The organism is Pseudomonas botevensis, assembly GCF_019145475.1.
GTDB lineage: Bacteria > Pseudomonadota > Gammaproteobacteria > Pseudomonadales > Pseudomonadaceae > Aquipseudomonas > Aquipseudomonas botevensis.
The window spans coordinates 219,472-234,820 of sequence record NZ_JAHTKI010000009.1 but is presented as its reverse complement, the minus strand read 5'-3'; the positions used below and the strand labels follow the sequence as shown (position 1 = coordinate 234,820).

At 61.4% G+C, this 15,349-nt stretch carries 12 protein-coding genes; 5 read left to right on the top strand and 7 right to left on the bottom strand.

Features of this window, described 5'->3' with window-relative positions:
• Nucleotides 1-39: 39 nt before the first annotated feature.
• From leuB to leuC, 4 genes are all read right to left on the bottom strand, one after another.
• A complete protein-coding gene (leuB, locus tag KVQ74_RS14160; RefSeq protein WP_217831706.1) occupies nt 40-1,122 on the bottom strand; it encodes a 3-isopropylmalate dehydrogenase in 1,083 nt (360 codons plus the stop codon).
• A gap of 57 nt (nt 1,123-1,179) precedes the next feature.
• On the bottom strand, nt 1,180-1,947 hold the full coding sequence (locus KVQ74_RS14155; RefSeq protein WP_217831705.1) for a class I SAM-dependent methyltransferase: 768 nt from the start codon (nt 1,945-1,947) through the stop codon (nt 1,180-1,182).
• A 103-nt stretch (nt 1,948-2,050) separates the two neighbouring features.
• Complete coding sequence (gene leuD / locus KVQ74_RS14150; protein ID WP_217831704.1) at nt 2,051-2,695, bottom strand: 3-isopropylmalate dehydratase small subunit; 645 nt, start codon at nt 2,693-2,695, stop codon at nt 2,051-2,053.
• Between the two features lie 2 nt (nt 2,696-2,697).
• On the bottom strand, nt 2,698-4,128 hold the full coding sequence (leuC, locus tag KVQ74_RS14145; RefSeq protein ID WP_217831703.1) for a 3-isopropylmalate dehydratase large subunit: 1,431 nt from the start codon (nt 4,126-4,128) through the stop codon (nt 2,698-2,700).
• A gap of 140 nt (nt 4,129-4,268) precedes the next feature.
• Between leuC and KVQ74_RS14140 the strand changes: the two genes are divergently transcribed.
• Together KVQ74_RS14140 and KVQ74_RS14135 are read left to right on the top strand one after the other, a co-directional pair.
• Complete coding sequence (locus KVQ74_RS14140) at nt 4,269-5,159, top strand: LysR family transcriptional regulator (RefSeq protein ID WP_217831702.1); 891 nt, start codon at nt 4,269-4,271, stop codon at nt 5,157-5,159.
• Between the two features lie 68 nt (nt 5,160-5,227).
• Nucleotides 5,228-8,506 carry a bifunctional diguanylate cyclase/phosphodiesterase gene (locus KVQ74_RS14135; protein WP_217831701.1) on the top strand — a complete coding sequence of 1,093 codons (3,279 nt, stop codon included), beginning with the start codon at nt 5,228-5,230 and terminating at the stop codon, nt 8,504-8,506.
• Nucleotides 8,507-8,633: 127 nt separating this feature from the next.
• Here the strand turns inward: KVQ74_RS14135 and KVQ74_RS14130 are convergent, their stop codons facing one another.
• Nucleotides 8,634-9,350 carry a FadR/GntR family transcriptional regulator gene (locus tag KVQ74_RS14130; RefSeq protein ID WP_217831700.1) on the bottom strand — a complete coding sequence of 239 codons (717 nt, stop codon included), beginning with the start codon at nt 9,348-9,350 and terminating at the stop codon, nt 8,634-8,636.
• A gap of 367 nt (nt 9,351-9,717) precedes the next feature.
• Between KVQ74_RS14130 and KVQ74_RS14125 the strand changes: the two genes are divergently transcribed.
• The gene (locus tag KVQ74_RS14125) at nt 9,718-11,064 is read left to right on the top strand and encodes an MFS transporter (protein ID WP_217831699.1); all 1,347 of its coding nucleotides are present in this window, start codon (nt 9,718-9,720) and stop codon (nt 11,062-11,064) included.
• Nucleotides 11,065-11,088: 24 nt separating this feature from the next.
• Nucleotides 11,089-12,432, top strand: a complete 1,344-nt coding sequence (gene gudD / locus KVQ74_RS14120) for a glucarate dehydratase (RefSeq protein WP_217831698.1) — start codon at nt 11,089-11,091, stop codon at nt 12,430-12,432.
• Nucleotides 12,433-12,457: 25 nt separating this feature from the next.
• On the opposite strand, the gene KVQ74_RS14115 is transcribed toward gudD, so the two are convergent.
• Nucleotides 12,458-13,330, bottom strand: coding sequence for a LysR family transcriptional regulator (locus tag KVQ74_RS14115; RefSeq protein WP_217831697.1), 873 nt, complete (start codon nt 13,328-13,330; stop codon nt 12,458-12,460).
• Between the two features lie 159 nt (nt 13,331-13,489).
• Between KVQ74_RS14115 and ampC the strand changes: the two genes are divergently transcribed.
• Nucleotides 13,490-14,656 carry a class C beta-lactamase gene (gene ampC, locus KVQ74_RS14110; protein WP_217831696.1) on the top strand — a complete coding sequence of 389 codons (1,167 nt, stop codon included), beginning with the start codon at nt 13,490-13,492 and terminating at the stop codon, nt 14,654-14,656.
• A 114-nt stretch (nt 14,657-14,770) separates the two neighbouring features.
• Here ampC and KVQ74_RS14105 read toward each other — a convergent pair whose 3' ends face one another.
• Nucleotides 14,771-15,337, bottom strand: coding sequence for a DUF4174 domain-containing protein (locus KVQ74_RS14105; protein ID WP_217831695.1), 567 nt, complete (start codon nt 15,335-15,337; stop codon nt 14,771-14,773).
• Nucleotides 15,338-15,349: the final 12 nt, after the last annotated feature.

Below are 15,349 nucleotides of genomic sequence, written 5' to 3'. Positions count from 1 at the left end.
CCGCTGCTTCGTATTGAATTTCGCAGCGGGCCGCAGAGATTACAGATTCCGCAGCGCGGCGACTACTGCGTCGCCCATTTCCTGCGTTCCGACTTTAGTGCAACCGGCCGAATAGATGTCACCGGTACGCAGGCCCTGATCCAGAACCACGCTGACGGCTTGCTCGATGGCATCGGCCGCATCGTTCAGGTTGAAGCTGTAACGCAGCATCATCGACACCGACAGAATGGTCGCCAGCGGGTTGGCGATGCCTTTGCCGGCGATGTCCGGCGCCGAACCGTGGCAAGGCTCGTACATGCCCTTGTTGTTGGCGTCCAGCGAGGCCGACGGCAGCATACCGATGGAACCGGTGAGCATCGACGCTTCGTCGGACAGGATGTCGCCGAACATGTTGTCGGTGACGATCACGTCGAACTGCTTCGGTGCACGCACCAGTTGCATGGCGGCGTTGTCGACGTACATGTGGCTCAGCTCGACGTCCGGGTAATCCTTGGCGACCTGCTCGACCACTTCACGCCACAGCTGACTGGAGGCCAGCACGTTGGCCTTGTCCACCGAGCACAGTTTCTTGCCACGCACGCGGGCCATGTCGAAACCGACACGGGCGATGCGGCGGATTTCGCTTTCGCTGTACGGCAGGGTGTCGTAGGACTGGCGCTCGCCGTTTTCCAGGGTGCGGGTGCCGCGCGGCGCGCCGAAGTAGATACCGCCGGTCAGCTCGCGGACGATCAGGATGTCCAGGCCGGCAACGATTTCCGGCTTCAGGCTCGAGGCGTCAGCCAGTTGCGGGTACAGGATCGCCGGACGCAGGTTGCCGAACAGGCCCAGTTGCGCACGGATTTTCAGCAGGCCGCGCTCAGGGCGGATGTCACGCTCGATAGTGTCCCATTTCGGGCCACCGACGGCGCCCAACAGCACCGCGTCAGCGGCGCGGGCACGGTCGAGGGTTTCGTCGGCCAGCGGCACGCCGTGCTTGTCGATGGCCGCGCCACCGATCACGTCATGGCTCAGCTCGAAGCCCAGGCGGTACTTGTCATTGGCCAGCTCCAGAACCTTGACCGCTTCGGCCATGATTTCCGGGCCAATACCGTCACCTGGGAGAATCAGAATCTGCTTGCTCATGCTTTCCTCATGTCTTCAGTCGGTGCGCCGCTGACCGGCGCGCCCGGAAAAATGCTTTTAGCGTTCGGCCATCAGAACCAGTACATCTGTACTGAACGAACCATCGGCCTCAATCTCAAAATATTCGCGCACTTCGTTGCCCATCGACTGCTGCAACTGGCGGATTGCCGCGCGCATCACCTCGGGGGTACGCATGCGCTCGACCCAACTGCTGTACTCCAGACGCAGGCGCTGACGGCTGGTGCTGCGGGTATGCAGACCCGCCTCGCTGACCTGACGCAGCCACTCGCCGGCGCAATAATCGCGCACATGGCTGGTATCGCGCAGCACTTCAACGCTTTGCAGATAGGTGTCGAACAACGGGCTGCCCGGCGACATCACGTCAACGAACGCCGCCACACCGCCCGGCTTCAGTACCCGACGCACTTCGCGCAAGGCCAGGCCGAGGTCGCTCCAATGGTGCGCCGAATAACGGCTGAATACGAAGTCGAATTCGCCATCGGCGAACGGCAGGCGCTCGGCGGCACCGTTGACCGTGGTCACATTGCCCAGGCCGCGATCCACGGCAGCCGCCGCAACCACGTCGAGCATCTGCTGCGACAGGTCGTAGGCCACGACTTCCTTCACCAGTGGCGCCACATGAAAACTCACGTGGCCGGCGCCGCAACCCAAGTCCAGTACCCGAGCCTCGCCCTGCCCCGCCACCTCAGCCTGTAGCAGCGCGAATTCGGTGCCTTGAGCGTGAACGGCGCTGCTCAGGTAGGCGGCGGCCTGTTCACCGAATTGCTTTTGTACAACCTGACTGTGCTGGGCGGTGCTGGTCATGGGGGACATCCTTTTGAGGGCAAAGCTTTGGGTGCCTGGCCGGGTTCTTCGCGAGCACGCCCACGAAGAACCCGGCCTTGACGACATCAATCTCAAATCTTGCTTATGCGTCGCGGAACAACCATGGCTGGCTCTTGCGATGCGCCGCTTCGAACGAAGCAATCGCATCGCCGTCCTGCAAGGTCAGGCCGATATCGTCCAGGCCGTTGAGCAGGCAGTGCTTGCGGAACTCGTCGATTTCGAAGCTGTAGGACTTGCCGTCCGGACGGGTCACGGTCTGCGCCTGCAGATCAACCTTCAACTGATAGCCAGGTTCGGCTTCGACCTGCTTGAACAACTCGTCGACTTCTTCATCGGTGAGGATGATCGGCAGCAAGCCGTTCTTGAAGCTGTTGTTGAAGAAGATGTCGGCGTAGCTCGGCGCGATGATGCTGCGGAAACCGTACTCTTCCAGCGCCCACGGTGCGTGTTCACGGCTGGAGCCGCAACCGAAGTTCTCCCGGGCCAGCAATACGCTGGCGCCTTGATAACGCTCGGCGTTGAGCACGAAGTCCTTGTTCAGCGGACGCTTGGAGTTGTCTTGATACGGCTGCCCCACATCGAGGTAGCGCCATTCGTCGAACAGGTTCGGGCCGAAGCCGGTGCGTTTGATCGACTTCAGGAACTGCTTCGGAATGATCTGATCGGTGTCGACGTTGGCACGATCCAGCGGCGCCACAAGACCGGTGTGCTGAGTGAAAGCCTTCATGGTTACTGTGCTCCCTGAATCAATTCACGAACGTCGATGAAACGACCGTTCACTGCCGCTGCGGCGGCCATGGCCGGGCTGACGAGATGGGTACGGCCACCGGCGCCCTGACGGCCTTCGAAGTTACGGTTGGAGGTCGAGGCGCAATGCTCGCCGGACTCCAGGCGGTCCGGGTTCATCGCCAGGCACATCGAGCAGCCCGGCTCGCGCCATTCGAAACCGGCCTCGAGGAAAATCTTGTCCAGACCTTCGGCTTCAGCCTGAGCCTTCACCAGACCCGAACCCGGCACCACAATCGCCTGCTTGATGGTCGAGGCGACCTTGCGGCCCTTGGCAATCTCCGCCGCCGCGCGCAAGTCTTCGATCCGCGAGTTGGTGCAGGAACCGATGAACACGCGGTCGAGCTGAATGTCGGTGATCGCCTGATTGGCGCTCAACCCCATGTACTTCAAGGCGCGGACGATCGAATCGCGCTTGACCAGATCCATTTCCCTGGCCGGATCCGGCACATTCTGGTCAACGGCCAGAACCATTTCCGGCGACGTGCCCCAGCTGACTTGCGGCTTGATCTGCGCGGCGTCGAGCTCGATCACGGTGTCGAATTTGGCGTCGGCGTCGGACACCAGGTCTTTCCAGGACTCGACCGCTGCGTCCCATTGCGCGCCTTTCGGGGCGAATGGACGACCCTTGACGTATTCCACAGTCTTTTCGTCTGCCGCTACAAGACCCACACGGGCGCCGGCTTCGATGGACATGTTGCAGATGGTCATGCGGCCTTCGACGGACAGGTCGCGGATCGCGCTGCCAGCGAATTCGATGGCATGGCCGTTACCGCCGGCGGTGCCGATCTTGCCGATTACGGCGAGGACGATGTCCTTGGCGGTCACGCCGAACGGCAACTGGCCTTCGACACGCACAAGCATGTTCTTCATTTTCTTGGCGACCAGGCACTGGGTGGCGAGCACATGCTCGACCTCGGAAGTGCCGATACCGTGCGCCAGGGCACCGAAGGCGCCGTGGGTCGAGGTGTGGGAGTCGCCGCAGACCACGGTCATGCCCGGCAAGGTCGCGCCCTGCTCCGGGCTGATGACGTGGACGATGCCCTGGCGGACGTCGTTCATCTTGAACTCGACGATGCCGTACTCATCACAGTTGTCATCGAGGGTCTGAACCTGCAAACGCGAGACCTGGTCGGCAATGGCTTCGATGCCGCCCTTGCGCTCCGGGGTGGTCGGTACGTTGTGGTCCGGGGTCGCGATGTTGGCATCGATGCGCCATGGCTTGCGCCCGGCCAGACGCAGGCCTTCGAAGGCTTGCGGCGAGGTCACTTCATGGATGATGTGACGGTCGATGTAGATCAGCGCGGAGCCATCGTCGCGCTGTTTGACCAAATGCGAATCCCAGAGCTTGTCGTAGAGCGTTTTGCCGGCCATCAGACGTTTCCTCATCAGCTTGTTTCTATGCCCTGGGCTTTTCTATATCCCTTTGGCTTGTGAGGTCGATCCTATGAGGTTAGATTGAATAACTCAAATTCATATTTTTTATGCTTTGAATAACCAACTGGAATACGACCATGGATCTGGCCAATCTCAATGCCTTTATCGCGATTGCCGAAACCGGCAGCTTCTCCGGTGCCGGCGAGCGCCTGCACCTGACGCAACCGGCAATCAGCAAACGCATCGCCGGCCTGGAACAGCAATTGAAGGTGCGGCTGTTCGATCGGCTGGGCCGTGAAGTCGGCCTGACCGAGGCCGGCCGGGCCTTGCTGCCAAGGGCTTACCAGATTCTCAACGTGCTGGACGACACCCGCCGCGCCCTGACCAACCTGACCGGCGAGGTCAGCGGCCGCCTGACCTTGGCCACCAGTCACCACATCGGCTTGCACCGCCTGCCGCCCTTATTAAGGGAGTTCACTCGCCGCTACCCACAGGTTGCGCTGGATATTCAGTTCCTCGATTCGGAAGTGGCCTACGAGGAAATTCTCCACGGCCGGGCCGAACTGGCGGTGATTACGCTGGCTCCGGACCCTCACGCACTGGTCAAGGCCACCCCGGTATGGGACGACCCGCTGGATTTCGTGGTCGCCCCGGAGCACTCGCTGATCAATAACGGCGCGGTCAATCTGGCGGACATCGCCGGTCATCCGGCGGTTTTTCCCGGCGGCAACACCTTTACCCACCATATCGTCCAGCGCCTGTTCGAGGCCCAGGGCCTGACGCCGAACATCGCCATGAGCACCAACTATCTGGAAACCATCAAGATGATGGTCTCCATTGGCCTGGCCTGGAGCGTCCTGCCGCGCACCATGCTCGACGACCAGGTGGCGCGGATACCTTTGCCGGGCATACAGCTCAGTCGCCAGCTAGGCTATATCCTGCACACCGAACGGACGCTGTCGAACGCGGCACGGGCCTTTATGGCCTTGCTGGATGCACAAATCGATCTGCCAGGGACTCACGGCTGACTTGTGCTACTCCTATAGAGCTGCGATCCCCGTGCCAAACGCCCAAACCAGCCCAAGGCCCCTTAACAATGCCGAAATCTGTTGACCGTATTCCGCCGATGCCGCGTATTCAGGCCATTGATCCACGGCGTTCCGAGCAGAGTTGGGAAAGTGCGCCGCAATTGCTCGCGGCGCTCAATGGCGCCCGCCTCGGCGCCTGGTATTGGGACATCGAGCGCGGGCAGATCAGTTGGTCACGCGGCACCCAGGCGTTGTTCGGCTTCGACCCACGGCAACCCCTGCCCGAAGATCTGGAATATCTCGACCTGCTGCCCCCGGAAGACCGGGCAAAAACCATTCGCGCGTTCCACGCGGTGATTGCCGGCGCGCCGCTGGAACAGGCGATGCACCATCGCATCCGCTGGCCCGACGGCAGCCTGCACTGGCTGGAGATCAACGGCAGCCTGCTGCCCGACAAGCATGGCCGGCCCCGAATGATCGGGGTGATCCGGGAAATCACCCACCAAAGGCAACGGGAACAGGCGCTCAGCAGCTCGGAGAAACGTTTCGCCACGCTGTTTCATCTGTGTCCGAACATGGTGTTGCTGACGCGCCAGGAAGACGGCCTGATCAGCGAAGCCAACCAGTATTTCGAAAGCCTGTTCGGCTGGCCGGTGCAGAACGCCATCGGTCGCACCACCCTGGAGCTGGGCCTGTGGGTACATCCCGAGCAGCGCGCGGAACTGGTCAAGAAGACCAAGGCCAAGGGCGAACTGATCAGCATGGAGGTGCAATTTCGCGCCAGCAACGGCCAGGTTCACGACGGCATTCTCAGCGCACAGAAGGTCGAACTCGAAGGCCAGCCGTACCTGCTCAGCACTTTTCTCGACACCACCGAGCGCAAAGCGGCGGAACTGGCCCTCAAGGACAGCCAGGAACGCCTCGACCTGGCGCTGGATTCGGCGCAACTGGGCACCTGGGACTGGCACATTCCCAGCGGCATGCTCTACGGCTCGGCGCGGGCCGCGCAATTGCACGGGCTGGACCCGAAACCCTTCCACGAACCCTTCGAGGAGTTTTTCGAAGGCGTGCCCGGCGAAGAGCGCGACACCATGCGCAACGCTTATCGCAGCCTGCGCGAAGGCCCGGCAGGCAACTATCAACTGACCTATCGCGTTCAACTGCCGGACGGCAGCTCGCGCTATCTGGAAAGCCGTGCCCGCCTCTACCGCGACGACCAGGGCATGCCACTGCGCATGGCCGGCACCTTGCTGGACATCACCGATCAGGTCGAACGCGAACAGCGCCTCGAAGCCTCGGAAGAGAAATTCGCCACGCTGTTCCAGGTCAGCCCCGACCCGATCTGCGTGACCCGCCAGGACACTGGCGAATTCATCGAGATCAACTCCAGTTTCACCCAGACCTTCGGCTGGACCACCCACGACGTGATCGGCCACACCGCCGAAGAAATCGGCCTGTGGGACGCCTCGGCGAAAAGCCTGCAACGCATCGAACGGGTGATCCGCGAACAAGGCCTGAGCAATGTCGCGATCATCGTCCAGCACAAGGACGGCCAGTCGCTGACCTGCGTGATTTCCAGCCGACAGATCAGCGTCGGCAACCAACCGTGCATCGTCACCACCCTGCGCGACATCACCCAGCAACAACGCTCGGAAGCGGCACTCAAGGCCAGCGAAGAGAAGTTCGCCAAGGCGTTCCACTCCAGCCCCGACGCGATCACCATCACCGAACGCGACACCGGGCGTTATCTGGAGGTCAACGACGGTTTCTGCCGCCTCACCGGTTATCGCGCCGATGAAGTGGTGGGCAAGACCGTGTATCAGGTCGGCATCTGGGCCGAGGAAAAACAACGCTCGGCGCTGCTCGCCGAATTGCAGATCAAGGGCCGCGTTCATCACCAGGAGATGCTTGGGCGCAATAAGCGCGGAGAAATATTGACCGTGGAAGTCTCGGTCGAGCCGATCACCCTCAACGAAACCGCGTGCCTGCTGCTGACCGCCCGGGACGTCAGCCTGCTGAAAAACGCCGAAGCGCAGATCCGCCACCTGGCCTATCACGACCCGCTGACCAACCTGCCCAACCGCGCCTTGCTGATGGACCGCCTGAGCCAGCAGATCGCCCTGCTCAAACGCCACAACCTGCGCGGCGCATTGCTGTTTCTCGACCTGGATCACTTCAAGCACATCAACGACTCGCTGGGCCACCCGGTTGGCGACACCGTGCTGAAAATCATCACCGCGCGACTCGAAGCCAGCGTGCGCATGGAAGACACCGTTGCCCGCCTCGGCGGCGATGAATTCGTGGTGCTGCTCAGTGGTCTGGAGGGCACACGCAACGAAGTCAGCACCCAGGTGCGCGCCCTGGCCGACACCATCCGCGAACTGCTCTCGGAACCGATGTTCCTCGACGGCCAGCGCCTGCAAGTGACACCGAGCATCGGTGTGGCGCTGATTCCCGATCACGGCTCGACCCCGACCGACCTGCTCAAGCGCGCCGACATTGCCCTGTACCGGGCCAAGGATTCCGGGCGCAACACCACGCAGATGTACCACAACACCATGCAGAAAGCGGCCAGCGAGCGGCTGCGCATGGAAACCGACCTGCGCCTGGCGCTGTCCCGTGGCGAATTCGACGTGCATTACCAACCGCAGATCGACGCTCAGGACAATCGCATCATCGGCGCCGAAGCCCTGGTGCGCTGGAACCATCCGGAACTCGGCGCACAATCGCCGGGGGAATTCATCAAAGTGCTGGAAGACAGCGGCCTGATCCTCGAAGTCGGCACCTGGATTCTCGACGAGGCCTGCTGCGCGTTCAAAAACCTGATTGCCGAAGGCCTGGTCGATCCGCTGAATTTCACCCTGTGCGTGAACATCAGCCCGCGCCAGTTCCGCCAGAACGATTTCGCCGAACGCATCGAACACAGCATGAGCAGCCATGGCCTGCCCTGCTCGCTGCTGAAACTGGAAATCACCGAAGGCATCGTCATTCAGAACCTGGACGACACCATCAGCAAAATGCGCCGCCTGAAGAAGCTCGGCGTGAGCTTCGCCATGGACGATTTCGGCACCGGTTATTCATCGCTGACCTACCTCAAGCGCTTGCCGGTGGACACGCTGAAGATCGATCAGTCGTTCATCCGCGACGCCACCACCGACCCCAACGACGCCGAAATCATTCGCGCCATCGTCGCCATGGCCCGCAGCCTGGAACTGGAAGTCATCGCCGAAGGCGTGGAAACCCCGGAACAACTGGCGTTCCTGCAAGGCCTGGGCTGCCACTTGTACCAAGGCTACCTGCACAGCCGCCCGCTACCGCTGGAAGGCTTGAAGGGACTGCTGAACTGACCTCGCGCCCACATTGCTCCGAGCCCCGTGGGAGCGGGCTTGCTCGCGAATGCGCCAGGTCAGTCGATGATGCAGTTGTATGTGCCGATGCCTTCGTGGGCAAGCCCACTCCCACGAAGCACTGTGGTCAGGCATCTCCCGCCGAGAACCGGTCGCGGCTGTTGGTCAGGTGCAGCCACATTGCCGCGCGGGCAGCGTCCGGGTCCTGACGCTTGATCGCGTTGAGAATCGCCTCGTGTTCCAGATTGGCCAGTTGCCCGAGCTTGCTCAAGTCCGTCGCCCCCCGCTCGGCGGCATTGACCCGGGTGCGCGGAATCATGGCGTTGCCCAGATGCTGGGTGATTTCAGTGAAACAGGCATTGCCGGTAGCCTCGGCGATCAACAGATGAAAGCGCCGGTCGGCCTCGACGCAACTGTCGTTGTTGGCGAGCAGGCGCTGATAGTCGTCCAGGGCCTGACGCATCTGCACCAGCTGTTGCTCGGTCCGGCGTTGCGCCGCCAGCGCCGCTGCCTGGGTTTCCAGACCCATGCGTAATTCCAGAATGCTGCGCACCCCCAGCGCCGTGTCGACATTCAGTCGCAAGCCCTGCTCCGGCGCACGCTCGATGACAAACGTGCCGATGCCGTGACGCGTCTCCACCAGACCTGAAGCCTGCAACTTGGAAATCGCCTCGCGCACCACCGTGCGACTGACACCGTGCTCCTGAACGATCGAGTTTTCCGAAGGCAACTTGTCCCCCGGCAGCATCTGGCCGAGCAGGATGCTCTGGGCCAGTTTTTCCACCAGGTCGTGGGCCAGGCTGTGGCTGCGCTTGCGCGCCGGGGCGTCGAGGTCTTCTTGCATGGTCGGTTCCGGTGGACGGGGCTTTCGGATCGTAGCACCGCGAGGCTTGAGCATTGAGTGAAATCTGCGTGGAAATACGCCTCAACTTGTATGACAACATTCAAGAAACTTACAAATCCCGGCTCAAAGATCTACTTTCCCATGAAACATCCTGAAGAAAGCCCACCGCAAGACGTCGCCTACAAAACCCACAACAGCCCCATAAAACGGCACAATCAAATCAAAAAAGCATAAAAAACATCCCATACAGAAAAATTTGATTGGCTCACCAACCTTGTAGGACAAAAAAATCTAGTTGTATGATGTCTATCAACAAAGCAACATCCAGCCGCACCCCGCATAAAAATAACGAGTGGGAGAAAATCCAGTGAAAACATCCATTACCGGGATGAACGAGGGCGTCGACTCAGCGCTGTCCTCGGCCATTTCCAAAGTCAAACGCCACATCCTGCCGCTGTTCGTGATCATGTTCATCGTCAATTACATTGACCGGGTGAACATCGGCTTCGTCCGCACCCACATGGAACACGACCTGGGCATCGGTGCCGCCGCCTATGGTTTCGGCGCCGGTCTGTTCTTCATCGGTTACGCGCTGTTCGAAGTCCCTTCCAACATGTTGTTGCAAAAGGTCGGCGCACGGATCTGGCTGACCCGGATCATGCTCACCTGGGGCCTGGTGGCCGCCGGCATGGCGTTCATCCAGAACGAAACCCACTTCTATATCCTGCGATTTCTGCTCGGCGTGGCCGAGGCCGGCTTCTTTCCAGGGGTGATCTATTACTTCACTCGCTGGCTGCCGGCGGCCGAGCGCGGCAAGGCGATCGCAATCTTTCTCAGCGGTTCGGCGGTGGCCTCGCTGATCTCTGGCCCGCTGTCCGGCCTGCTGTTGCAAATCAACGGCCTGGGCATGCACGGCTGGCAATGGATGTACTTCATTGAAGGGATGTTCTCGGTCGGCCTGTGCGTGTTCGTCTGGTTCTGGCTCGACGCCAAACCCCACGACGCCAAGTGGCTGAGCCGCGCCGAACAGGACGCGCTGGTCGACGCCATCGACGCCGAACAACGGGCGCGGGAAGCCGCGACGGCGATCAAGCCGTCACTGGGCAAGCTGCTCAAGGACCGTCAGATCATCCTGTTCTGCCTGATCTACTTCTTCATTCAACTGACCATCTACGCCGCGACCTTCTGGCTGCCGAGCATCATCAAGAAGATGGGCGAGATGAGCGACTTCCAGGTCGGTTTGTTCAACTCGATTCCGTGGTTGCTGTCGATCCTCGGCATGTACGCCTTCGCGTCGTTCTCGGCGAAGTGGAAGCACCAGCAGGCGTGGGTTGCCACGGCATTGCTGATCGCCGCCGCGGGGATGTTCATGTCGACCACCGGCGGGCCGGTCTTTGCCTTCGTGGCGATCTGTTTTGCCGCACTGGGCTTCAAATCCGCCTCGTCGCTGTTCTGGCCGATTCCCCAGGCGTACCTCGATGCGCGCATCGCCGCTGCGGTGATCGCGCTGATCAACTCGGTGGGCAACCTCGGCGGCTTCGTCGCGCCGACCACCTTCGGCCTGCTCGAACAACACACCGGCTCGATCCAGGGCGGCCTCTATGGCCTGGCCGGGACCTCGATCATCGCCGCGATCATCGTCTTCTACGCCCGCACCCAACCCAAATCCGCACCTGACGTCGCCGTGGCCGATGCCGCGCCGAAGCACGCCTGAATTCCGTTACGAAGGACAACAACCATGACCATCCACGACATCGCCAAAGCCCCGATCATCACCGACATGCAAGTCATTCCGGTGGCCGGCCACGACGGCATGCTGCTGAACCTTAGCGGCGCCCACGGTCCGTTTTTCACCCGCAACATCGTCATCCTCAAGGACAATTCCGGGCACACTGGCGTTGGCGAAGTGCCCGGTGGCGAGCGCATCCGCCAGACCCTGGAAGACGCACGCGCCCTGGTAGTCGGCAGCCCAATCGGCACCTATCAGAAAATCCTCAATCAAGTCCGCCAGACGTTCGCTGACCGCGATGCCGGCGGCCGGGGCCTGCAAACCTTCGACCTGCGCATCACCATCCACGCTGTCACCGGCCTGGAAGCCGCCCTGCTCGACCTGCTCGGCCAGCACCTCGACGTGCCGGTGGCGGCGCTGCTCGGCGAAGGCCAGCAACGCGATGCAGTGAAAATGCTTGGGTATCTGTTCTACGTCGGCGACCCGCGGGAAACCGACCTCGCCTACCGCAGCGAACCGGACGCCGACAACGACTGGTTCCGCGTCCGCCACGAAAAAGCCCTGAGCGCCGACGCCGTGGTGCGTCTGGCCGAGGCTGCGCACGCACGCTATGGCTTCCAGGACTTCAAGCTCAAGGGCGGCGTGCTCAGTGGCGATGCCGAAATCGAAGCGGTGACGGCGCTGGCCGAACGTTTCCCCGACGCACGCATCACCCTCGACCCGAACGGTGCGTGGTCACTGAAAGAAGCCGTGCGCCTGTGCCGCGATCAGCATCAGGTTCTGGCTTACGCCGAAGACCCGTGCGGCGCGGAAAACGGCTACTCGGGCCGCGAGGTGATGGCCGAGTTCCGCCGCGCCACCGGCCTGAAAACCGCGACCAACATGATCGCCACCGACTGGCGGGAAATGGGCCATGCAATCCAGCTGCAATCAGTGGACATTCCGCTGGCCGACCCGCACTTCTGGACGATGCAGGGCTCGGTGCGCGTGGCGCAGATGTGCCACGAGTGGGGCCTGACCTGGGGCTCGCACTCCAACAACCACTTCGACATTTCCCTGGCAATGTTCACCCACGTCGCGGCAGCGGCACCAGGTGATATCACCGCCATCGACACTCACTGGATCTGGCAGGACGGCCAGCGCCTGACCAAAGCGCCGCTGCAGATTGTCGACGGTTGCGTGCAAGTGCCACAGAAACCGGGGCTGGGGGTGGAACTGGATCTGGATCAAGTCGCCAAGGCCCACGAGCTGTACAAAGGCATGGGCCTGGGCGCGCGGGACGACAGCGTGGCGATGCAGTTTCTGATTCCCGGCTGGAAGTTCGATAACAAAAAGCCGTGCCTGGTGCGCTGAACATCCCACAGATCGAGGTCGCGTCTCAGGCGGAGGCTTGCAGCAGCCAGTGTTTGAACGCCGTCATCGCCGAGGTTTCCGGCCGCGACTGCAACCGGGTCAGCCAATAGCTGCCGGTGGTGATTTCGATGGCAAACGGCTGGCGGATGGTGTCTGCCGCCAGTTGCCGGGCAAACATCATCGGCGGCGCCAGGGCCACGCCACTGCCCTGCAACGCCGCCTCCATCATCGCCAGCGACGAGTCGAACACAATGCTTTGCGGCGGCGCGGCGTGGGTCGCAAGACCTGCGGCGTGAAACCACTCCGGCCATTCATCGGTGCGATAGGAGCGCAACAGGCGCTGTTGCAGCAAGTCCCCCGGCGTGTGCAGTTGCCGGGCCAGCTCCGGCACGCACAACACCGACAACGGCGCTTCAAGCAAGCGCGTTGCTTCGATGCCATGCCACGCACCCGCGCCAAAGCGGATCGCATAATCCAGCCCCTCAGCGGCAACATCGACCCGGTTGTTGTTGGTCGACAGCCGCAAATCTATTAGCGGATGTTTCGCCTGGAAGTCCGCCAGCCTCGGCAACAACCAGCCGACAGCGAACGTCCCGACCGCCCCGACCGTGAGCATTTCCCGATACTGCCCGCCCGCCAGACGCTCGAGCATCTGCGCGATATGGTCGAAAGAGGTGGTCAGAACCGGCAGCAAGGTTTCCCCTTCCCCGGTCAGCATCAGCCCACGGGGCAAGCGTTTGAACAGGGTCACGTTGAGCTGCGCCTCAAGGCTTTTTACCTGATGGCTCACTGCTGCCTGGGTCACGCACAACTCCACGGCGGCACGAGTGAAGCTCAGATGACGCGCGGAAGCTTCGAACGCACGCAGGGCATTGAGGGGCAATTGAGGTCGAATCATGGCCAGTCCCAAATTTTTCTAATGGCTCATCCGAGATATCGTCGTTTGTCGATCGCCGCCGGACTGCCTAGATTTGGCGGCGCTGATCAGCCGCCTGACGAAAACCGCTCGCAGTGTAGCGGCATAAGACAATCAACACTCATGGAGAGTGGTTCCCACATGCATCCAAGAAAACTGACCAGACTCAAGTCCTACAGCGCCTTCGGACTTTTCTTCAGCACCGCCGCCTGCCTGGCCGCGCCTCATTCCGAGGAGCAGATGCGAGCGCTGGTCGATGCGACGGTCGCGCCCGTCATGCAACAACAGAACATTCCCGGCCTTGCCGTGGCCATCACGATCGATGGCCAGCCGCATTACTTTAACTACGGCGTCGCGGCGAAGGATACCGGTCAGAAAGTCAGCGAAAACACCCTGTTCGAAATCGGCTCGGTGAGCAAAACCTTCACCGCAACCCTCGGCGGTTACGCCCAGGCCAGCGACAAACTGGATTTCTCGGCTATGGCCAGCAGCGTCCTCCCCGCCCTTCGCGGCAGCGCCTTCGACAAGATCAGCGTGCTGCAACTGGGCACCTACAGCGCTGGCGGCCTGCCGCTGCAATTTCCGGACAACGCGGATTCTTCCGACAAGATGCTCGGTTATTTCCAACACTGGAAACCGGTTTATCCCGCAGGCAGCCATCGCCAGTACTCCAACCCGAGTATCGGGCTGTTCGGCTTCCTGGCCGCCAAAAGCCTCGGCCAACCGTTCGATCAGGCGATGACCGAAACGCTGCTGCCGAAACTTGGCTTGCAGCACACCTTCCTGAAGGTGCCAACGACGCACGCGGATCTCTACGCCCAGGGCTATGACAAGACTGACAAACCGGTACGCGTCGGCCCCGGCGCCCTCGACGGTGAAGCCTACGGCGTGAAGACCAGCGCAGCAGATCTGCTCAAGTACCTCGACGCCAACCTCAACAGCGCAAAACTCGAAGCCCCGCTACAAAAAGCCATCGCCCTCACCCACACCGGTTACTACAGCGTCGGCGACATGACCCAGGGCCTGGGCTGGGAACGCTACAGCTACCCGATCAGCCTTGAGCGCTTGCTGGATGGCAACTCCACGCCGATGGCGATGGAAGCGCACAAGGTCCAATGGCTCAACCCGCCACAACCGGAACCGCAGAACGTACTGTTCAACAAGACCGGCTCCACCAGCGGCTTCGGCGCGTATGCGGCGTTCGTACCGTCGAAGAAGATCGGCATTGTGATTCTGGCCAACCGTAATTATCCGAATGCGGAACGGGTGAAGATTGCGCACCGGATTCTCGGAGAGTTGGCCGAGTGATCCAGCAATAAAAATGGGCGACCTGTAAAGGTCGCCCATTTTTATTGTGCTTGAGGCTACGCCTGCAATCGCCAGTCCAAGACGACTAAAATTCATCACCCCTGAAGCAACCCCTCAATCATCCGGCATTTCCGGCGGCTTGCTCGGTTTGGCTGGCTTGGCGGGTTTGGTGCCCTTCGTGCCTTTCGCCGGTGCCGGCTCGGTGGCGGCTGGCGTTGCCACGCTCGGTACGACGACCTCCTTCTCGGACGCCGGCAAGGCATCGATGGTGTCGAAGATTTTCTTCAGGTTCACCGACGCCGTTTCGTCGCCCGATGCGGAGAGTTTGGTTTCGCCGTCCTTGCCGATCAGGAAGAACTTCGGATAAGCCCCGGCGCCCATTTTCAGGGAGCGCAGCAGCGCCATGGTGTCCTGCTGACCGAGGTCCTTGCCATCGAGCTGGCCGGCCATGTTGAGGATCGTGTAGACCTTGATATTGCGATCGGCGACGCCTTTTTTGTTGGCTGGATCTTCCAGCTCCTTTTTCAGGCTCGTCCACTTGGGATCAACAGTGCTGGACGCGATCACGATCAGTGGCCGGAACCTCCCCACATCCCCGGCAGTCGGCGAGTCGTTTTCAGCGGCGAACAAGGGGCCGGCAATCGCCAGCAAGAGTGTCAGGGTCAATGACCTGATGAGCATGCGCATCTCCTT

Coding starts and splice junctions, on each gene's coding strand:
- leuB (WP_217831706.1), bottom strand. CDS start 1,122: ATGAGCAAGCAGATTCTGATTCTCCCAGGTGACGGTATTGGCCCGGAA.
- KVQ74_RS14155 (WP_217831705.1), bottom strand. CDS start 1,947: ATGACCAGCACCGCCCAGCACAGTCAGGTTGTACAAAAGCAATTCGGT.
- leuD (WP_217831704.1), bottom strand. CDS start 2,695: ATGAAGGCTTTCACTCAGCACACCGGTCTTGTGGCGCCGCTGGATCGT.
- leuC (WP_217831703.1), bottom strand. CDS start 4,128: ATGGCCGGCAAAACGCTCTACGACAAGCTCTGGGATTCGCATTTGGTC.
- KVQ74_RS14140 (WP_217831702.1), top strand. CDS start 4,269: ATGGATCTGGCCAATCTCAATGCCTTTATCGCGATTGCCGAAACCGGC.
- KVQ74_RS14135 (WP_217831701.1), top strand. CDS start 5,228: ATGCCGAAATCTGTTGACCGTATTCCGCCGATGCCGCGTATTCAGGCC.
- KVQ74_RS14130 (WP_217831700.1), bottom strand. CDS start 9,350: ATGCAAGAAGACCTCGACGCCCCGGCGCGCAAGCGCAGCCACAGCCTG.
- gudD (WP_217831698.1), top strand. CDS start 11,089: ATGACCATCCACGACATCGCCAAAGCCCCGATCATCACCGACATGCAA.
- KVQ74_RS14115 (WP_217831697.1), bottom strand. CDS start 13,330: ATGATTCGACCTCAATTGCCCCTCAATGCCCTGCGTGCGTTCGAAGCT.
- ampC (WP_217831696.1), top strand. CDS start 13,490: ATGCATCCAAGAAAACTGACCAGACTCAAGTCCTACAGCGCCTTCGGA.
- KVQ74_RS14105 (WP_217831695.1), bottom strand. CDS start 15,337: ATGCTCATCAGGTCATTGACCCTGACACTCTTGCTGGCGATTGCCGGC.